Raw genomic sequence first — 18,839 nt, 5'->3', positions numbered from 1 at the left:
TTCCGTTACTGCCTATGATTTCCGTTCTGTCAGAAGGCCCCGTGTGCCCGCCAAGCTCAGCTAGCTTTATAAACAGCAGTTACCGCAGCTGGCAGGGGGCAAAGCAGGCATTGGCCCTGAACATCGTCGATGCTACAGACTGGCCGATCAGCCTCCTCGGAGCCGCGGGCACTTTTACAGGGCCAGCCACGACAACACCTGATACAACCCCACACCGGCGAACAGGGGCAGCAGGTTACCGCGCAACTTCAGGCATAAGGCAAAGGTGGCAGCTACAGTCATCAGGCCAACGACCAGCCGGGGATCACTGACCGCGCTGGTCAGTTCGCCGCCGCTGACTAGAGCACTGCCGATGATGCCACCGATGATCGCGTAGGTGGCGTAGTCGAAGAAGCGCAGCAGGTCGGAGCCACTGTCCACCAGGTCCAGCCGCGACATCACCAGCAGCGGCAGGCTGCGAAAGCCGTAGCTGGCCGCCGCGCCCGCCAGGATCACCAGCCAGATCAGATGGTTTTCGGACATGCTTTGGGCTCCAGCAGCATTAAAAGGGCGGCCACCGCCAGGGCTGTGACAATCAGACCAAACCCCGGCAGCAGGCTGTTGGCAACCGGGGTCAGCACCAGCCCCAGCACCCCGGCAGCCAGGAAACGGGTCCGGGGCCAGACTCTGGCAAGAAAGGTGACGAAGTAGATGGGCAGCACCATGGTCATGGTCTGTTGCAGCCAGGGCGGAATGGCGTCCTGCACCAGATAACCGGTGGCGGTGGCGATGACGGCAGTCGGGAAGGAGGCCGCGCAGACCCCCAGAAAATAGCTTAAAGGATACTGCAGGCTCCCCTCCCGCAACGGAATGAAGCTGGTGGCAAAGGTGCTGGCGCTGAGCATCTGCACCGAAGCCAGCAACCGGCCACGACCGGGTTTGCCCAGATAGGGCGCGATCGAGGCGGACATCAGCAGGAAGCGGAAGTTGATGACGATAATGGCCAGCAGCGCCGGAAGCCACGCACCCTGGGCAATCAGGTCGGTGGCGGCCATCTGCGCCGGTGCGGCAAACACCAGGGCGGTCAGGGCCAGGCCCTGTGCCAGATCCAGGCCACTGGCCTGGCTGTGGGCGCCAACCACCACGAACAACACGCTGAAGGTCAGCGTGACCGGAAGCGCGTTGCGGCAACCCTTGAGGAACTCACGGGCGGGGGTGGTCATGGGAGGCTCCTTTCCCGGTTGGCTGCCATATCCTGCGGCGGTATCTGGTGGCTGTGCTCCGCTCTGGCGGGTACCCCGCGATGGGGTGAGGCCAGCCGGAAGGGACCATTGTCCTCAATTCGTTGGGCCAGAGCCAGCGCACGGGCGTCCTGCCAGGGGCCGGTCATGATTTGCAGACCCACCGGCAGGCCACAGTCGGTGAACCCGGCAGGCACCGAAGCCACCGGAAACCCGGGCAGACTCCAGAGGAAGGTCTGGGCCACCCAGTCTATGTAGCTGGTCATGGGCCGGCCGGCAATGTGGCTCGGGTAGTTTTCCGCCACCGGGAATGGCAGTACGGTCGTGGTGGGCGTCAGCAGGGCATCGAAGTCGTCCAGCAGGGCGAGCAGTCGCTGTCGCAGGGCCGCACGCCGATGCTGGGCGTGGGCAATGTCCCGGGTGCTCAGGGCCAGTCCGGTTTCAAGGTTGGCCTGCAGGTTTGGCCCCAGAGCCTCCCGCTGATCAAGCCAGGGCAGCAACTGGCTGACGATCACCTGACCCCGCAGTGTCAGGTAGGCGGGAATCTCGGCCGCAAGGTCCAGCTCAAGATCGACCACCTCACACCCGGACGCGCTCAGGCGACCGGCGGCCTCCCGGCACAGGGTGGCAATGGCCGGATCGATGCCGAAGCCAGCGATGTCCGCAATATAGGCCACCCGGCGTGGCGCCGGTTGCAGCTCCAGAGGCAGGCCACGCCCGGGCAGGTCACCGGCGGTGGACAGGGTAGCGTGGCGACTGCTGCCCGCCATCGCCTGCAGCGCGAGCCAGGTATCGGCTGACGTACGCGCCATGGGGCCGTCCACCTGCAGACTGTCCCATGGGGCCGGATTCGGAGCGCTGGGCACCAGCCCGGGGGTTGGCCTGAGGCCGACCACACCGCAGAAGGCCGCGGGGTTGCGCAGGGAGCCGCCCAGGTCGGTGCCCTGGGCCAGGGCAATCATGCCGGTGGCCAGGGCGGCAGCGCCACCGCCGGTGGAGCCCCCCGCGCTGAGGGCCGGGTTCCAGGGATTACGGGTTGCGCCGAACACCGGGTTGACGGTGTTGGCGCCGGCCGCAAACTCCGGAGTATTGGTCTTGCCGATGACGATGGCGCCGGCCCGGCGCAGGCGGGCAACCACCTCGGCGTCGTAGGCAGGTACATGATTCCGGCACAGGGGTGAGCCAAACGTGGTGCGCAGACCGGCGGTGGCGGTAATGTCCTTGATCCCCACCGGCACACCGGCCAGTGATGGCAGCGGCTCGCCCTGCTGGCGCTGACGGTCCAGGCGGCGGGCATCGGCGATGGCGGCCCCGGTGTTGAGGGTGCACAGTGCGTTGACCACCGGGTTGCAGTCTTCAATGCGGGCGAGCGTGGCCTCGGTGACCTCAACGGCGCTGAGATCCCCTCGCCGGATCGCGGTGGCCAGGTCCGTCGCGCTCAGAGCGCAGAGCTCGTCGGCGAGCCGGCTCATGGGGCCAGCTCCGGTTTGCGGGCGATGGCGGTGACGGTGCCGCCACCATCCGGCCCCTGATGTTCGGCGCCGCCGGACACGAAAATCCGGGTGTCTGAGAAGACGGCGGCGGCGATGGCCCCGACCGCACCGCGGATATGCCGCTGGGGGTTGAGGTCACCGTCGTTGAGCATGGTGTGGGGTTGCCCGCGGATCAGTCCGCGCCGGTCCGGCTCGCATTTTACAAAGGCGGCGGCGATCTCAGGGGCTGCGGGATCCAGCCCGAGCTCATCGATCAGGTCGTAGATGGCCCGGATATCCAGTGCGTCCGCCATGGGCCGGTGGCCGATGCGGTAGTCGCTTTGCCAGTGTCGGCTGTTGCCGAGCAGCACGATTTCATTACAGGACACCTCGATACCGGAGGAACAACTGGCGACTCCGGACCACAGCCGGAAGTCGGTCAGGAAGGCCGCTTCCTCCAACTGGTCCTCCTGAATTTCACCCAGGGCCAGAGCGACGCCAAAGGCCGATGCGACCCGGCTCAGGGCCATGGACTGGTCGGCACTGGTGCCGGCAACGGCCAGACCCTGTGATCTGGCCTCAGCCATCTTTGCGGCGGTCAGGCAGGGGCCTTTGACCTGCACGAAGTGAACGTCAGCCGGGTCGTTGATGCCGGCTGCGGTCATGGCATTGCGCACCGCCTCCGCAGTGGCCAGCGCCTGGCCGTTGCGACCGATGGCATCCGGCGCCAGCGCCGGTGTGAAGGCGGTGGCGATGGCCAGGCCGGGTGAGGCGCTGGTATCGGCACTGGCGCTGTAAATAGAACTGGCCCTGGAACGCTCACCCGGCTCAGCGCAGAATACCGTGATGTGGGGCGTGAGCACGCCCTCGGTACCGCCGGAAAAAATGAACGGCACACGTTCCGTCACCTGCTGCCAGCTCTGACCGGTGTGGCTGCCAATCAGCAAGGCCAGGCTCTGGGTCAGGTAGCCACGGGTATAATCGTTGACCAGACCGTTGCCCGGCGTTTTGCCGATGACGGCCACCACCGTAGCCGGGTCCAGTTGCCCGCTCCGGAAGGCCTCAGCCAGCGGGCTGACGTTGCCGGGATCGGTCAGGGTAAAGCGATGAACATGGCTGCGCATGGTGATTTGATCTCGTTCTGTCTGGGCCATACGGCCCTGGTCGTGTCCGGTTGTGCATGGGCGGTTGCCAAGTGATGCCTGCGACCGTATGTTGTTGAGCAATGTGTCAGGAACCTGTTTCACAACCAGCGGATACCGCCCGTGACGCCTTCAGACTCCGCCTTTGTTTTCCCGGACAACGCCACCGAGGATGTGCATACCGGTCGCCGGTCCAGGCTCTCGGCCCAGCAACGGGCGGTCCAGCAGATCCGTGACCTGATCGTGTCCGGCGAGCTGGCCCCGGGGATTCGTCTTCAGGAACAGGCCCTGAGCGATTACCTGGGCCTTTCCCGGACGCCGGTCCGGGAGGCATTCCGGGTACTGGCCGCGGAAGGCCTGGTGGTTATCCGCACCAACCGCGGCGCAGAAGTCCGGCGTATGGAGCTGGCCGAACTGATGGACACCTTCGAGGTGATCGCCACCCTGGATGGCCATGCCGGCCTGCTGGCCGCCACCCGGGCAACCGAGGCCGACATTGCCGCCATCGCAGAACTGCACAGGCAGATGATCGGCTGTTATCAGCAGGGTGAGCGCCTCAACTACTTCAAGTGCAATCAGGCGATCCACCAGAAGATCATCGAGGCTTCCGGTAACCCGGTGCTGGTGCGTCAGCTGGAGGGGCTCAATGCCCTGGTCCAGCCCTACCGTTACAACGTCAACGCCCTGCCTGAGAGCTGGCGCCGGTCGGTGGAGGATCATGAACGTATCCTTGACGCCCTGCAGCGCCGGGACGGCCCGGCCCTGCAGGCGGTGTTGTGCCGCCACCTGCCAGACAAGTTCAGCGTGCTGAAGCAGCTGGAGGCCATGGCCTCCAGCTGACCACCCCTGCCGCTGCTCAGCTGGCCTTCCGTTGCTCGCCACCGGATTCCGGCGCCTGCCCCGGGGTCGTTGCCCGGAACAGCTCACTGAGCTGGCCCAGAAATTCTGACTGCGTTTTCTTGCGGGTCATAGCCACGGTGTCGGATCCCGGCAACATGGTGTCTGACGCGTCCCGGGACAGGTCCATGATGAACTGCGCCCGGGCCATGCGTGCTTCACCGATACGAGCGGTCAGCGCCGCTACCGACACCGGCCCTGCCCTGACCGCATCCCGTATCATGGCGGCCGCGACGCAGGCGTCTTCAATGGCACTGGTGGCGCCCTGACCGAGGGTTGGCACCATGGCGTGGGCGGCGTCCCCCAGTAACAGTACCCGGCCCCGCTGGTCGGTAAACGCCGGTTCGATCTCGGCCACCCGGGCCCAGTGAATGTCATCCACATACCGGCAGATGTTGTCGATCAGGAAGCGGGCCTGGTCGCTGGCCGTGCCCTGCTGCGGTGTGTACAGGGCCCGCAGGTGCTCAGCACTGCGGGCATCATCGTCGATACTGGCGCCGGGGGTGATCGGGAAGGAGCCGGCAATGTAGATGGCATTGCCCGGCACCCGGAAGGCCAGCAAACGGTAGGGACCGTTAAACCACTGCTCATAGTCATCAATCAGACCGTTGGCGGTGTCCGGCACCAGGACCCGATAGATCACCACCCCCAGGGGCCTTGGCTCTGGTTTGCCGAGAAAGGTTTCCCGCACGGCGGAGTAGCGGCCATCGCCGGCAATCAACAGGTCCACCTCATGGTCTTCGTGGCGGGTGCTGCCATCGGTGGCGGACCAGCTCACCCGCAACGGCGAGTCGCTGGCGTCGGAGGCATAGGCCATGTCGGTGACCTGGGTGTTGAAGTGAATCTGTTCCCGGGCGTGGCTGCGCAGTTGCTGATACAGGTCGGCCCAGCGGATGCGGATGCCGTCGTTGTCCGCCACCTCCGTCAGGGTGAGATTCATCAGCTCGGTGCCATCCGTGAGGGAGGTGCGCCAGCTCTGCCAGGGCAGACTGATGCCCGGCGCCCGCAGTTTCGCACACAGGGCCGGGTCCGCCTGGTGCAGCAGTTTCAGGGCGTTGGGGCCGATATTCAGGCCGGTGCCGGCATTGGAATGATCCTCGGGATCAACCCGCTCGAGGGTGGTCACCCGCACACCGGGCTCATTCTTGAGCAGGCCGGCGACAATAGCACCGGCGACCCCGGCACCACTGATGACAATATTCAGGGGCTTGCCAGACATTATTTACCTCCCCAGTGGACAATGCGTTTCTCGATCATCACCGAGCTCCAGTTAAGGCCGTAACCCAGGGCGCCGGCGGCGAAAATGGCGGCGTACATTTCCGGCATCCGGAACAGCATCTGGGCCTCCACCAGACGGTGGCCGAGGCCTTCGGTGGAGCCGATGAACATTTCCGCCACGATCACGATGACCAGGGCCAGGGAAATACCGTTACGCAGGCCGATGAAGGTTTGTGGCAGGGATTCCCAGAACATCACGTCCCGCAGGGTCTGCAGCTTGTTGGCGCCCATCACTTTAGCCGCCAGCAGGCGAGTCTGACGGGCGTTCATCACGCCATAGGCGACGTTGAACAGGATCACCAGTCCGGCGCCGAAGGCGGTCACCAGAATCTTGGAAAGGTCGCCGGTGCCAAACAGCACCAGAAACAACGGGAACAGCGCCGAGGCTGGGGTCGAGCGGAAGAAATCAATGATGAACTCCACCGATCGGTACAGGGGTACGGACGACCCCAGGAAAATACCCAGCGGAATGGCAATAACAGCTGCCAGGAGAAAAGACACGGTGGTCAGCCTGACGGTAGCCACGAAATCGTGCCACAGGCTGCCATCGGTCATGCCGGACCAGAGGCTGAACATTGTCGCCTGGGGCGATGGCAGCAGCACCGGGTCAGCCACTTTGATCTTCCACACCAGCCACCATACGGCCAGCAGGCCCAGCACGCCCCACAGGGGTTTGGCGGACTGGATAGAGCGTTCAATTGCGTTCATCGGACACTGGCCTCTTTCAGGAAGATTTCCAGGCAATGCTTCTGTACCCGCACGAACTCCGGGTCAGACACAGTGGTGGCGGTACGGGGCCGGTCGGCCTCAAAGGCCACCATGTCGGCAATCCGTGTCGGTTTGCGGGTCAGCAGCAGAATGTGGTCCGCCAGCCAGACGGCGTCTTCGAGGTTGTGGGACACCATCATCATGGTGGTGCCCCGTTCCTGGAAGATCTTCTGCAGGCGATCCCGCATCAGCAGGGTCATTTCGTAGTCCAGTGCCGAGAAGGGTTCATCCAGAAACAGCACCTCCGGATCCACCACCAGCGCCCGCATGATGCAGATGGTCTGCATCTGGCCGCCGGAAAGCTGATAGGGGTAGGCGTTGAAGTCGATGGGCACGTCAAAGCTCTCGATCAGCGCGTCGACCCGGCGTTTGCGCTCGGCAGCCGGCACCCCCATGAGTTTCAGGGGGTAGTGGATGTTGTCGATGGCCCGCATCCACGGAAACAGCGCTTCCCGGTAATTCTGGAACACATAGCTGATGTGGGTCTCGCTCAGGGACTTGCCATCGAACAGGATTTCGCCGCCATCGTAAGGTATCAGCCCGGAGATCATGTTGATCAGGGTGCTTTTTCCGCATCCATTGGGGCCGAACACCGAGGTGATCTTGCCCCGCGGAATGTTCAGGTCGAAACCTTCGTAGATGGTGGTGTCCCCGAAGGCCTTGTCGAGGCCGCGGATGGTGATGTGAGTATTGGGTGGAAACCAGCGCAGGCGCTCTTCCAGCTCCGGGTTGCGGCCGCGACTGTCCTCTGGCGGCGGGGCCATCGGCGGTTCGGGTTTGGCAAGCTTCAGGGCCATGGTGTCAGTTCTCCAGGTCTTTCAGGAAGGTGCTGGCAGCGACGTTCTGGCGCATCAGGCCCAGTTCAGTGCCCCAGTCGAGGAAGGTCTGGAAGTCCGCAAGATCCTGATCGTCCAGGTCCTTGATCATGGTGAATTTCGGCAGCGGCACGGTGGCGGCAATGTCATCCGGGGTAAAGGTGTTGCCTTTCAGGGACTCGCGGGCGCCCGGGTCATTGGCGATGTCGTCTACCGCCTTGCTCCAGGCCAGGGCAAAGCGTCGGGCAACATCCGGATTGGCGTCGATAAAGGCCTGATTGAGAGCAGCACCGGCGGCCCAGGCCTGGGCACCCTCACGCTGGATCACCCGGTTGGCGATGATGCCGGACTCAATAGCCACCAGGTTGCCGCGGCCCAGCATGACCGTGGCATTGGGTTCCAGCGTCATGCCCAGATCAAAGGTGCCCGCCAGCATGGCTTCGACGTGCAGGTTCATGGCCAGCTCGTTGAGGATGTAGTCCTGGCCTTCGGTCAGCCCGACGGCCGACAGACCCGCCCGGGCCACCGCCATATTGGCCGGTCCCGGTGCCGACATGACCCTCAGCGGACGCTTGTCCACATTGACGAGTTCTTCCAGGGTTTCGATGCCGAGCCGGCCATGGGCGACGTACTGCTCCATCGGGTACTCGGTGTTCTGGCCATTGATGGCAATGTAGGTGGCAACGCCGGCACGCAGCAGGTTGCCGTTCATGCCTTCCAGGGTGACCAGGTTGGCAGCCGCGTCGATCTGGCCCGAAATAAGAGCGCTGAGCAGAGCCGGGCCACCCATCAGACGGACCTCCTCGGTTTCAATGCCCTGTTCGGCAAAGTAGCCCCGGTCCTTGGCAACGTAATAGGGCAAGGATGATGCGACCGGGAAGGAGCCGACCCGGACCAGATCGGCGGCAGCGGCCATGCCGGCCGTCATCAGGCTGATACAGACAGTGGTTGCGAGTGCTGCGCGCTGCAGCGGGGGGAAGCGTTTGATCATGGGGTTAACTCCCGAGGTGACGGTAGAGGTCTGGGTTGAAAAAACAGGTTCCGGCGCGGTAGCACCGGTGTTCACTCATTTCTGGTGGCGGCCCTTCCTCCGTCCGGCCGTCGAAAGTCAGTTCCAGCTGCACTCCGCTGGGGTCGTAGATGAACAGTTGCCAGAGATCCGTGCCCGGCACGAGAAACTCCCGCCAGTCGAGGCCTGCGGTTGCGAAGGCGTCACGAAAGCGGTGATAGCCGGTGGCGTTCAGGGAAACGTGGTCAATGGCCGCCGTACCGGTGGCGACAATGCCGTCTGGTCCCAGCGCCGGACCTCCGGCGTAGACATGAATGATGGCTTCACCACCGGGGGTGGCGAGCCAGGCGCCGGGATAGCCGAAATCCGGACGTGTGACCGTGTGCAGGCCGATGAACGCCTCATAGAAGGCCACGGTGGCGGCCAGGTTCGACGTCTTGATGGCGATGTGGAATAGCCCGGTAATCTGCATGCCCGACAGACTCCTGTTGCAGGTAACTTGGATTGCATACAATAAGCACAAGTAATGCCAGTTATAATTTAATGCATAGAAACAGATAGATACTGTCATTATGTCCGTGAATACGGTCGGGCAGTGTTTGGAATGGAGTGGTTATGCACGGAGTTCGTGCAGGTCTGTCCTAAAACGATGCAGGCTCAGGCCGCCATCCATCACAGGATGGTGATGCTGACGACCTGATGAGATGAGGTGTGTACAGGGTTCAGTTCCGGGTTGGTTCCGGTGCCGACAGGGGATGGCTCAGGCGTCCATGAACGAGACGTGGGCGGCCACCACCCGCCAGCCCTCTGGCTGACGGGTCCAGACCTGGCTCTGGCGGCCGACCCGGTTCACGCCGGGCCGCAGGAATTCGGTCCAGACCGTCGCCAGGTCCGTGCCGTGGGTGGTGATGACGGTGTTGCGCAAAGTGCGCTCCAGCCCCTTCGAGGGCCGGGATTTACGGAATTCAGCAATCTGGTCGTAGCCGTAGAGGTTTTCACCGGCGCCGTAGCGGACCACTCGGGGGTCGTTCCAGAACAGGCCGTCGAGTACCTCGACGTCATTCTCGATCAGGGCTTTTTCATACTGCTCGAACACAGCAGTGACTTCCGCGACAACGTCGGGCAGGTTGATCTCCATAAGGTGCTCCGTGTAGATGGGGTATTAATTGCTTAGCTTAAGCAATTATGAGGCCATAAGCAGGGATGGGTGGCTAGCGTATGGGTGTGGGAGGTGGGGTGGGTTGGCTCCTGCACCTACTAATGCGGAAGTTCCTGACGCATTCTGCGATGCTGCGCCGGTTGATATGCGAATCCTAGGCCCTCTCCCGTATTCCGGTCACAAAATCGCTTTCCTGCCATTCGATGCCCGATTTCCTGCGTTCCAGGTGATTCTCTCCATTGTTTGTTCCGTGATAGACTACGCCTTTTAACCAAACCCAAATCCACTTAACTGATTCGGTAATTTGAGGAACTTCCATGCAAGTGTCTGTTGAAACGACGTCAAACATCGAACGTCGGATGACGATTGGTGTGCCCGCCCAGGAAATTGACAAGGCGGTTGAAAAGCGTCTTCAGGAAACCGCGCGCACCGTCCGTATGAATGGCTTCCGTCCCGGCAAGGTGCCCTACAAGGTAGTCAAGCGTCGTTTCGGTGACAGCGTTCGCCAGGAAGTGGTTGGCGAAGTCATGCGTGACAGTTACGTCAAGGCACTGGAAGAGAGTGATGTGTCCCCGGCGGGCTGGCCCCGTTTCGAGCCGAAGACGATGGAAGAGGGCAAGGACCTGGAGTTCGTTGCCATTTTCGAGGTTCTGCCGGAAATCGAACTCGGTGACCTGAGCAAGATCGAGGTCGAGAAGATGGTCGCCGAGGTGACCGACAAGGATATCGACAAGATGATCGATAACCTGCGTCGTCAGCAGGCCACCATGAAGGAAGTCAAGCGCAAGTCCAAGAACAAGGACACCGTAACCATTGACTTCAAGGGTTACATTGATGGTGAAGCCTTTGAGGGCGGCGAAGCCCAGGACCATCGCCTGGAGCTGGGTTCTGGCCAGATGATCCCCGGTTTCGAGAAAGGCATTGTTGGCGCCAAGGCCGGTGAAGACATCGAGGTCGAGGTGACCTTCCCCGAGGACTACCATAACGAGGACCTCAAGGGTAAGCCGGCGAAGTTCGAAATCAGCGTCAAGAAAGTCGAAGAAGCCCAGCTGCCTGAATTGAACGAGGAGTTCTTCCAGCGTTTCGGTATCGAGGCTGACTCCGAGGAAGCCTTCCGCGAGGAAGTGAAGAAGAACATGGAGCGGGAACTCAAACAGGCCATGTCTGCCAAAGTGAAGAATGACGTGGTTGATGGCCTGCTGGAAACGACCGAGGTAGAGGTTCCGCAGGCGCTGATTGACCAGGAAATTGATCGTCTTCGCAATGACGCCGTACAACGTTTTGGCGGACAGATGGATCCGCAGCAGCTGCCGAAGGAAATCTTCCAGGACCAGGCATCTCGCCGCGTCAAAACCGGCCTGCTGTTCCAGGAAATCGTCAAGGCCAACGACCTGAAGGCTGATGATGAGAAGGTTGACGAGAAGATCCGCGAGATCGCCTCTACCTACGAGCAGCCAGAAGAAGTGGTTACCCACTTCAACAGCAATCCGGAGCAGAAGGCTCAGATCGAGTCTGTTGTACTGGAAGATGCGGTGGTTGACTTTGTCCTTGATCAGGCCAAAGTTAAGGAAAATAAAGCCAAGTACGACGACGTCATCCAGGCGGCCCAGCAACAGCGGGGCTAAGTGCCAGGCACTTGCCCCGGGCTGAGCGCCCGGAGGAGAAACAGCCGGTCCGCCCGGCTGTTTCTTTGTTCAGAACCATTCAGTCCGAATCCGATAAGGAGTGCAGGCACACATGTCCCAGAAACCTTTTGATGGTTCCTCCATGGACGCCAACGCGGCATTGATTCCGATGGTCATCGAGCAGACTTCTCGTGGTGAGCGGTCTTTCGATATTTACTCACGGCTCCTGAAGGAGCGGGTCATCTTCATGGTCGGTCCGGTAGAGGACCACATGGCCAACCTGATTGTCGCGCAGATGCTGTTCCTGGAGTCCGAAAACCCGGACAAGGACATTCACCTGTACATCAACAGCCCTGGTGGCTCCGTAACGGCTGGTATGTCCATCTATGACACCATGCAGTTTATCAAGCCCGACGTTGCGACACTGTGCGTTGGACAGGCTGCCAGTATGGGCGCATTCCTCCTTGCAGGCGGTGCCGCCGGCAAGCGGGCGTGCCTGCCCAATTCCAGGGTGATGATTCACCAGCCTCTGGGCGGTTACCAGGGACAGGCCACGGATATCGAGATCCACACAAAGGAGATTCTCAAAATCCGTGACACCCTGAACCGTATTCTGTCGGAACATACCGGACAGGACCTGGAGACGATCGCCAGGGATACCGACCGGGATAACTTCATGGATCCGCACCAGGCGAAGGAGTACGGGCTTATCGATACCGTACTTGATAAGCGCGTCCCGAATAAATAATACTGACGGTAGTCGAATCGGTGTGTGGCCGCGTACTCTTATGAGGTTCCAAGGCGGTAACGGTGCATACCAGGCCACACATTGGCACCGAAAACCAGACCAGAGGTAATTCAATGGCAGATGACAGAAACGGCAGGGGCGACGATAACGGCAAGTTGCTGTACTGCTCGTTTTGCGGAAAAAGCCAGCATGAAGTCCGTAAGCTCATAGCAGGGCCGTCGGTATTCATCTGCGACGAGTGTGTCGACCTGTGTAACGACATTATCCGGGAGGAAATCCAGGAAAGTGCACAGGAAGAGGCCAGTGACCGCCTGCCGACACCTTCGGAAATCCGCAACACCCTCAATGAATATGTGATTGGCCAGGACCGTGCCAAGGTGGTGCTGTCGGTGGCTGTCTACAATCACTACAAGCGTCTGCGCTATGGCGAAGGCAAGGGTGATGTGGAACTCGGCAAGAGCAACATTCTGCTGATCGGTCCTACCGGTAGTGGTAAAACGCTTCTGGCAGAGACCCTGGCACGTATGCTCAATGTGCCATTCACCATCGCCGATGCCACCACGCTGACCGAAGCCGGGTATGTAGGCGAAGACGTCGAGAATATCATCCAGAAGCTGCTGCAGAAGTGTGATTATGACGTCGACAAGGCCCAGCGGGGTATTGTCTACATCGACGAGATTGACAAGATTTCCCGCAAGTCCGACAACCCGTCCATTACCCGGGATGTGTCCGGTGAGGGTGTACAGCAGGCACTGCTGAAGCTGATCGAAGGAACGGTTGCCTCGGTACCGCCCCAGGGCGGTCGGAAGCATCCCCAGCAGGAATTCCTGCAAGTGGATACCGGCAACATGCTGTTCATTTGTGGTGGTGCCTTCGCCGGGCTGGACAAGGTTATCCGGGAGCGTACCGAAAAGAACAGCATCGGGTTCTCGGCGTCTGTCGCCAGTCAGGACGATACCAGGAATACCGGCGATATCATTCGTAATGTCGAGACCGAAGACCTGGTCAAGTATGGCCTGATTCCGGAGTTTGTCGGTCGCTTGCCGGTGGTTGCCACCCTGACGGAACTGGACGAAGAAGCCCTGGTGCAGATCCTGACGGAGCCCAAGAACGCCCTCACCAAGCAGTACCAGAAGCTGTTTGACATGGAGGGGGTTGAGCTGGATTTCCGGGACGATGCCCTGCGTGCAGTGGCCCGCAAGGCCATGGAGCGCAAGACCGGGGCTCGTGGGCTGCGGTCCATCATGGAGGCGACGCTACTGGACACCATGTATCAGATCCCTTCAGAACCTGACGTGACCAAGGTGGTGATTGATGAAAGCGTGATCAACGGCGATTCCGAACCGTTCAAGATCTACGCAAGCAGTGATCACGCCAAGGCGGTTCCGGAAGACTGAAGTCAAAGGTACAGGGATCTTCCCGTGCACGAAGAAAGGGCGGCAACGCCCTTTTTTTGTGCCCGCCGCTCGCCGTTTTCGACTATTGCCTCATGGATGGATTTCTATGGGGCAAAGCCCTTGTAAAAACATTGCAATCCCGCGAATAACCCCAATGTTCGGTGGTATGCTGAAAGAAATGTCGTCAGAGGATTCCTTATGACCCCGACACCTGAAACCCGTACCGAATACCCTATGCTTCCCCTTCGGGACGTGGTTGTTTTCCCCCACATGGTGGTTCCGCTGTTTGTGGGGCGTGAAAAGTCTATCCAGGCCCTGGAAGCGGCCATGGAGGGTAGCAAGGAAATCCTGCTGGTTTCGCAGCGGGATGCAGGCACCGATGATCCTGGCCCGTCGGACGTCTTTGATGTCGGTACCCTGGCTACTGTCCTGCAGATGTTGCGTCTGCCGGACGGTACGGTGAAGGTGCTGGTTGAAGGCAACGCGCGCGCCAGCCTCGATGCCGTGGCTGAAGGTGAATACCTGACCGCTACGGCCAGTGTGCTCGAGACCGATTCCCTGCCAGAGCGGGAAGAGGATGTGCTGGTACGGACCCTCAGTGAAGAGTTCGAGAAGTACGTCAAAATGTCCCGCAAGGTGCCGTCGGAAGTGTCCAGCGCATTGCAGGGCATTGATGAACTGGAGCGCCTGGCGGATACCATGGCTGCGCACCTTGAGCTGAAAGTGCCTGAAAAGCAGGAGTTGCTGGAAGCGCTGGATATACGCAATCGCGTTGAATTGCTGCTGGGCCGGCTGGACAGCGAGATCGACCTGATCGAAGTGGAAAAACGCATCCGTGGTCGCGTCAAGAAGCAGATGGAGAAGAGCCAGCGGGAGTACTACCTCAACGAACAGATGAAGGCCATCCAGAAAGAGATGGGCTCCCTGGGAGAGGGTGGCGGTGACTTCGACGAACTTGAACAGAAGATCGAGGAAGCCGGCCTGCCGGAAGAGGCCCGCAAGAAAGTCGATGCCGAACTCAACAAGCTCAAGATGATGTCCCCGATGTCGGCGGAAGCCACCGTGGTGCGGGGTTATATCGACTGGATGCTCTCCATTCCCTGGAAGAAGCGAAGCCGGGTTCGCCACGATATCGAAAAGGCTCGCGAGATCCTGGACGAGGATCATTACGGTCTGGACGAGGTCAAGACCCGTATCCTGGAATACCTGGCAGTCCAGAGCCGTGTTAAGAAGGTAAAGGGTCCGGTACTTTGCCTGGTTGGCCCCCCCGGTGTGGGCAAGACCTCCCTGGGTCAGTCCATTGCGCGGGCGACCAATCGCAAGTACACCCGCATGGCCCTGGGTGGCGTACGTGATGAGGCTGAAATCCGCGGCCACCGCAAGACCTATATCGGTGCGTTGCCGGGCAAGTTGCTTCAGAAGCTGTCAAAAGTGGGGGTAAAGAACCCGCTGTTCCTGTTCGACGAGATCGACAAGATGGGCATGGATCATCGTGGTGATCCTGCCTCGGCACTGTTGGAGGTACTGGACCCGGAACAGAACCACACCTTCAACGATCATTACCTGGAAGTGGACTACGACCTGTCTGATGTCATGTTCGTGTGTACTTCCAACTCCATGAATATCCCGCCGGCGCTCCTGGACCGGATGGAAATCATCCGTATCCCGGGTTACACCGAGGATGAGAAGGTCAACATCGCCCTGAAATATCTGCTGCCAAAACAGCTCAAGGCCAACGGCCTGAAAAAGGATGAGCTGTTGGTGCCGGAACAGACCCTGCGGGACCTGATCCGCTACTACACCCGGGAGGCTGGTGTACGGGGCCTTGAGCGCGAGTTGGCAAAGATCTGCCGGAAGGTGGTACGTGAGCATGTGCAGAAGGGTGAGAAGACCGCCCTCGAGCTGACCCCGGAAAAGCTCGAAGACTATTCTGGTGTCCGCAAGTTCAAGTATGGCCTGGCTGAAGAGAAGAACCAGGTTGGCTCGGTGACTGGCCTTGCCTGGACGTCGGTTGGTGGCGAATTGCTGACCATCGAAACCGCCGTCACCCCAGGTAAGGGACGTGTGGTCAAGACCGGCTCACTTGGAGATGTGATGCAGGAGTCCATTCAGGCGGCCCTGACGGTCGTCCGGAGCAGGGCGCCGGGGCTTGGGATTCGTGACGACTTTCACGAAAAGCAGGACCTTCACGTTCACGTTCCGGAAGGTGCGACCCCGAAGGACGGGCCCAGTGCTGGCATTGGTATGTGTACTGCGCTGGTTTCCTCGCTCACCGGTATTCCGGTCAGGGCGGACGTTGCGATGACCGGTGAAATTACCTTGCGCGGCCGGGTCCTGGCCATTGGTGGGCTCAAGGAAAAGCTGCTGGCGGCCCATCGTGGTGGTATCAAGACCGTCATCATTCCTGATGAAAATGTCCGTGATCTCAAGGAGATACCGGATAATATCAAGGAGTCCCTGGAGATCCGTCCGGTGAAGTGGATTGATGAGGTACTCGATATCGCACTGGAGTACACCCCCGAGCCATTGACCGAGACCGCCGCCACCCAGGGCCAGGCAAGTTGTGCCCGGGATGACGAAGGTGATGCCGGAGAGCGAATCAACACACATTAAAAGCTGAGTGCTTTGTTGACATGCCGGAGAGCCCGTTGGTATAACTGTTTCGCCGTGAAGCAGCCAATACCAAGGGCTCCCGCGCAATCAAGACCTATTCCGTGGACCGGTTAACAACCGCAGGGAATAAAAAAAGCGAAGAATGGAATTCTCCGACCGCTTATGCGATAGTCGGAAACGTCCGAGAAAAATAAACAGACCGAGAACTTCTCCAACCTAAAATCGAAGGGGTTTAGTGTGAACAAGTCCGAACTTATCGATGCAATTGCAGAGTCTGCCGATATCTCCAAGGCCGCCGCTGGCCGTGCCCTGGATGCGATGACCAACTCCATCACCGGCGCTCTCCAGAAAGGCGATCAGGTCACTCTGATCGGCTTTGGTACTTTCTCTGTCAAGGAGCGCGCCGCACGTACTGGCCGCAACCCGCAGACTGGTGCCGAGATCAAGATCCCGGCCTCCAAGGTGCCCGGGTTCAAGGCAGGTAAGGCTCTGAAGGACGCCGTCAAGTAACGGACTCCTTCGGCAGGCGGTGCCGGGATCGAGTCACCTGTGCCGCCCTGCCCGAATTCAAGGCGCATTCCATTCCGGGTGCGCCTTTTTACGTTCAGTCAGTGTCCAAAGTTCCGGCCCCCTTGTTCCGGACCACCTTGCTGACTGTTTCCAGAGCAACGCTGAACGAGGCCTGACGCTGAACCTGGTGCCATCTGGACGGTACAGAGGGTCGAGCGATCCGGGAGGAACATGCTTCAAGATATTCGGGACAATGCCCAGGGCACCATCGCCAAGATAATCATCGCTGTATTGATCGTTTCCCTGTCAATCTGGGGTATGGACGCCATTGTCGGCGGTTTCCGCGGTGAACCGGAAGTCGCCACCGTCAACGGCGAGGATATTACCGAGCGTGAATACCTGCGGATGGTACAGATTGCCAGCCAGCAACGCCTCAGTGAGATGGAAAACCCGGATCCCACCCTGCTGGACGAAGACCGGATCCGCCAGGAAGTGCTGGAAAGCATGATCCAGGCAGAGGTGCTGGCCCAGGACGCTGGTAACCAGGGCCTGGAACTCACTGACCAGGGGGTCGACCAACTGATTGTCAGCATGCCCCAGTTCCAGGTAAACGGTGAATTCAACCAGCAGAGCTTTACCTCCTTTGTTCGTAACCTGGGAATGGGCGTTGGCGAGTTCCGGGAGTTGCTCAAGCGGGATTATGTCAGCAACCAGATTCGTACCGCGGTGATCCGTGGCGGTATTGCTCCGTCAGAAGCCGCCCGCCAGGTCCTGGCGATTCAGAGCCAGACCCGGGAGTTCAGCACACGGAGGCTTGAGGCGGCATCCGTTGCCGACCAGGTGGACATTTCCGACGCCGACATTGAGCAGTGGTATAACGAGAACCAGCAGCGGTTCACCCGCCCTGAATCGGTGGACGTAGCCTATATCGAGCTGTCACTGGAAGATGTAGCCAGGGAGGTTGACGTGCCTGAAGACGAGGTTCGTCAGCGCTATGATGAGCTGGTTGCCGAGCAAAGCTATGAGGAGCGTCGTTCCGCTCACATACTGATTGAGGATGGTGATAACGCCGCTGAACGTGTTGAGGCCGTACGGCAGCGCCTGGATGAAGGGGAAGAGTTCGCCGACCTGGCCCGGGAGTTTTCCGATGATCCACTGTCAGCGGAGCAGGGTGGTGACCTTGGTTACCTGAGAGAGGGCGACCTTGGTGGTGCCTATGATGAAGCCATGCTGTCGCTGGAAGAGGGCGAAGTGGCCGGTCCGGTGGAAACAGAGTATGGCATCCACTTCATCAAGCTGCTCGATATCCGTACCTCTGAGCCCGCCAGCTTTGACGAAATGGCGCCGGAAATTCGCAATCAGCTGGCCCGGGCCCGCGCCGGTGATGAGTTTGCCCGCCAGCGGACAGAGCTGGCCGACATGGCGTTTTCAGCTGACACCCTGGAGCAGCCGGCAGAGCAGTTTGGCCTTGAGGTAAAAACACGCTCCGGTGTCACCCGGGAGGGTAACGAGGCGCCGTTCAACCACGCCGGCCTGGTGCGTCAGCTCTTTTCCGGCGATGTACTGGAAGACGGGTTCAATACTGAGCTGATCGATGTGGACCAGGCGACCGCGGTTGTGGCACGGGTTACCGAGCATCATCCGGAAGCGCCGCAGCCGCTAGAGGAAGTGACCGGCGAGGTGCGTGATCGTCTGGAGCGTGAGCGTACGCTGGCACTGCTGCAGGAACAGGCTGATCAGTTGCTCGAGCAGCTCCGTAATGGTGAGGTCAGTCCGGAAGGCGACGACTGGACAGTCTATGAGGGTGTGGCACGCAATCAGTCTGCGGTGCCTGCGCCGGTACAAGCGGTCGCGTTCTCGCTGCCCTCTCCGGACGAAGCTGGTTTCAGCTTTGGTACCGCTGAAGCGGGCTCTGACCTGTTCGTTATTGCCCTGTCCGGGGTAGCCGACGGCGAGGTGGACGCCGACAGCGAAGAAGTGCGCAACATGGCGCAGTTCCTGGCGCAGTTGAATGGGCAGCAGGAATATAACGCCTATGCCCGGACACTTCGTGACCAGGCCGAGATTGAACGTCCCTGATCGCTCGGTTACCTGAAACTGTGCTCAACAAGGTCTGCCCCGGGTTTCCCGCGGCAGACTTTTTTTTGGGCAGAGCCTGGCACCCCGGCCTCAGTGGTGTTCCGTCT

16 protein-coding genes and 1 pseudogene are annotated in these 18,839 nt (G+C 60.4%); 7 read left to right on the top strand and 10 right to left on the bottom strand.

From position 1 onward, the window contains the following. Positions 1-174 precede the first annotated feature (174 nt). From BM036_RS01695 to atzD, 4 genes are read right to left on the bottom strand one after another with little or no spacing between them, the layout of a single operon-like run. The gene (locus BM036_RS01695; RefSeq protein WP_091848486.1) at positions 175-522 is read right to left on the bottom strand and encodes an AzlD domain-containing protein; all 348 of its coding nucleotides are present in this window, start codon (positions 520-522) and stop codon (positions 175-177) included. Beyond that, the gene (locus BM036_RS01690) at positions 504-1,202 is read right to left on the bottom strand and encodes an AzlC family ABC transporter permease (RefSeq protein WP_091848485.1); all 699 of its coding nucleotides are present in this window, start codon (positions 1,200-1,202) and stop codon (positions 504-506) included. The genes BM036_RS01695 and BM036_RS01690 overlap by 19 nt, the downstream gene beginning before the upstream one ends. Next, on the bottom strand, positions 1,199-2,692 hold the full coding sequence (locus BM036_RS01685) for an amidase (protein ID WP_091848484.1): 1,494 nt from the start codon (positions 2,690-2,692) through the stop codon (positions 1,199-1,201). The genes BM036_RS01690 and BM036_RS01685 overlap by 4 nt, the downstream gene beginning before the upstream one ends. Beyond that, positions 2,689-3,846, bottom strand: coding sequence for a cyanuric acid amidohydrolase (gene atzD / locus BM036_RS01680; RefSeq protein WP_218144749.1), 1,158 nt, complete (start codon positions 3,844-3,846; stop codon positions 2,689-2,691). The genes BM036_RS01685 and atzD overlap by 4 nt, the downstream gene beginning before the upstream one ends. Positions 3,847-3,957: 111 nt before the next feature. Between atzD and BM036_RS01675 the strand changes: the two genes are divergently transcribed. After that, positions 3,958-4,674, top strand: coding sequence for a GntR family transcriptional regulator (locus tag BM036_RS01675; protein WP_091848483.1), 717 nt, complete (start codon positions 3,958-3,960; stop codon positions 4,672-4,674). 16 nt (positions 4,675-4,690) lie between these two features. Here BM036_RS01675 and BM036_RS01670 read toward each other — a convergent pair whose 3' ends face one another. The 6 genes from BM036_RS01670 to hpxZ all read right to left on the bottom strand — a co-directional run bounded on the left by BM036_RS01670 (position 4,691) and on the right by hpxZ (position 9,739). Further along, positions 4,691-5,950 (bottom strand): FAD-dependent oxidoreductase, encoded by a 1,260-nt coding sequence (locus tag BM036_RS01670; RefSeq protein WP_091848482.1) that lies wholly within the window; start codon positions 5,948-5,950, stop codon positions 4,691-4,693. Then, positions 5,950-6,717 (bottom strand): ABC transporter permease, encoded by a 768-nt coding sequence (locus BM036_RS01665; protein WP_091848481.1) that lies wholly within the window; start codon positions 6,715-6,717, stop codon positions 5,950-5,952. The genes BM036_RS01670 and BM036_RS01665 overlap by 1 nt, the downstream gene beginning before the upstream one ends. Next, positions 6,714-7,574: an ABC transporter ATP-binding protein gene (locus tag BM036_RS01660; protein WP_218144748.1), complete on the bottom strand. Its 861-nt coding sequence runs from the start codon at positions 7,572-7,574 to the stop codon at positions 6,714-6,716. Before BM036_RS01660 ends, BM036_RS01665 begins: the two co-directional genes overlap by 4 nt. A 4-nt stretch (positions 7,575-7,578) precedes the next feature. Continuing rightward, positions 7,579-8,583, bottom strand: coding sequence for an ABC transporter substrate-binding protein (locus BM036_RS01655; protein ID WP_091848480.1), 1,005 nt, complete (start codon positions 8,581-8,583; stop codon positions 7,579-7,581). Positions 8,584-8,587: 4 nt separating this feature from the next. After that, positions 8,588-9,073 carry a VOC family protein gene (locus tag BM036_RS01650; protein WP_091848479.1) on the bottom strand — a complete coding sequence of 162 codons (486 nt, stop codon included), beginning with the start codon at positions 9,071-9,073 and terminating at the stop codon, positions 8,588-8,590. Between the two features lie 288 nt (positions 9,074-9,361). Next, positions 9,362-9,739, bottom strand: coding sequence for an oxalurate catabolism protein HpxZ (gene hpxZ, locus BM036_RS01645; RefSeq protein ID WP_091848478.1), 378 nt, complete (start codon positions 9,737-9,739; stop codon positions 9,362-9,364). A gap of 338 nt (positions 9,740-10,077) precedes the next feature. On the opposite strand from hpxZ, the gene tig reads away from it, so the two are divergent. The 6 genes and pseudogenes from tig (at position 10,078) to BM036_RS01615 (ending at position 18,732) form a co-directional block, all read left to right on the top strand. After that, positions 10,078-11,385, top strand: a complete 1,308-nt coding sequence (gene tig / locus BM036_RS01640; RefSeq protein ID WP_091848477.1) for a trigger factor — start codon at positions 10,078-10,080, stop codon at positions 11,383-11,385. A gap of 112 nt (positions 11,386-11,497) precedes the next feature. Next, on the top strand, positions 11,498-12,133 hold the full coding sequence (gene clpP, locus BM036_RS01635) for an ATP-dependent Clp endopeptidase proteolytic subunit ClpP (RefSeq protein WP_091848476.1): 636 nt from the start codon (positions 11,498-11,500) through the stop codon (positions 12,131-12,133). A 113-nt stretch (positions 12,134-12,246) separates the two neighbouring features. Continuing rightward, on the top strand, positions 12,247-13,530 hold the full coding sequence (gene clpX, locus BM036_RS01630; RefSeq protein ID WP_091848475.1) for an ATP-dependent Clp protease ATP-binding subunit ClpX: 1,284 nt from the start codon (positions 12,247-12,249) through the stop codon (positions 13,528-13,530). A 198-nt stretch (positions 13,531-13,728) separates the two neighbouring features. Beyond that, positions 13,729-16,143 (top strand): endopeptidase La, encoded by a 2,415-nt coding sequence (gene lon / locus BM036_RS01625; protein ID WP_091848474.1) that lies wholly within the window; start codon positions 13,729-13,731, stop codon positions 16,141-16,143. Positions 16,144-16,362: 219 nt separating this feature from the next. Then, positions 16,363-16,653: pseudogene (locus BM036_RS01620) on the top strand (HU family DNA-binding protein); the annotation flags it as partial. A gap of 231 nt (positions 16,654-16,884) precedes the next feature. Continuing rightward, positions 16,885-18,732, top strand: a complete 1,848-nt coding sequence (locus BM036_RS01615) for a SurA N-terminal domain-containing protein (RefSeq protein ID WP_091848472.1) — start codon at positions 16,885-16,887, stop codon at positions 18,730-18,732. Positions 18,733-18,839: the final 107 nt, after the last annotated feature.

It is taken from the genome of Marinobacter segnicrescens, from assembly GCF_900111555.1.
Classification (GTDB): domain Bacteria; phylum Pseudomonadota; class Gammaproteobacteria; order Pseudomonadales; family Oleiphilaceae; genus Marinobacter; species Marinobacter segnicrescens.
This window is presented reverse-complemented; position numbering and strand designations above follow the sequence as displayed.

Bases quoted from the DNA above. Each gene is read 5' to 3' on its own strand.
- BM036_RS01660 (WP_218144748.1), bottom strand. From the start codon at position 7,574: ATGGCCCTGAAGCTTGCCAAACCCGAACCGCCGATGGCCCCGCCGCCA.
- BM036_RS01670 (WP_091848482.1), bottom strand. From the start codon at position 5,950: ATGTCTGGCAAGCCCCTGAATATTGTCATCAGTGGTGCCGGGGTCGCC.
- BM036_RS01650 (WP_091848479.1), bottom strand. From the start codon at position 9,073: ATGCAGATTACCGGGCTATTCCACATCGCCATCAAGACGTCGAACCTG.
- BM036_RS01655 (WP_091848480.1), bottom strand. From the start codon at position 8,583: ATGATCAAACGCTTCCCCCCGCTGCAGCGCGCAGCACTCGCAACCACT.
- atzD (WP_218144749.1), bottom strand. From the start codon at position 3,846: ATGGCCCAGACAGAACGAGATCAAATCACCATGCGCAGCCATGTTCAT.
- clpP (WP_091848476.1), top strand. From the start codon at position 11,498: ATGTCCCAGAAACCTTTTGATGGTTCCTCCATGGACGCCAACGCGGCA.
- BM036_RS01615 (WP_091848472.1), top strand. From the start codon at position 16,885: ATGCTTCAAGATATTCGGGACAATGCCCAGGGCACCATCGCCAAGATA.
- BM036_RS01665 (WP_091848481.1), bottom strand. From the start codon at position 6,717: ATGAACGCAATTGAACGCTCTATCCAGTCCGCCAAACCCCTGTGGGGC.
- BM036_RS01695 (WP_091848486.1), bottom strand. From the start codon at position 522: ATGTCCGAAAACCATCTGATCTGGCTGGTGATCCTGGCGGGCGCGGCG.
- tig (WP_091848477.1), top strand. From the start codon at position 10,078: ATGCAAGTGTCTGTTGAAACGACGTCAAACATCGAACGTCGGATGACG.
- lon (WP_091848474.1), top strand. From the start codon at position 13,729: ATGACCCCGACACCTGAAACCCGTACCGAATACCCTATGCTTCCCCTT.
- BM036_RS01690 (WP_091848485.1), bottom strand. From the start codon at position 1,202: ATGACCACCCCCGCCCGTGAGTTCCTCAAGGGTTGCCGCAACGCGCTT.
- BM036_RS01685 (WP_091848484.1), bottom strand. From the start codon at position 2,692: ATGAGCCGGCTCGCCGACGAGCTCTGCGCTCTGAGCGCGACGGACCTG.
- clpX (WP_091848475.1), top strand. From the start codon at position 12,247: ATGGCAGATGACAGAAACGGCAGGGGCGACGATAACGGCAAGTTGCTG.
- hpxZ (WP_091848478.1), bottom strand. From the start codon at position 9,739: ATGGAGATCAACCTGCCCGACGTTGTCGCGGAAGTCACTGCTGTGTTC.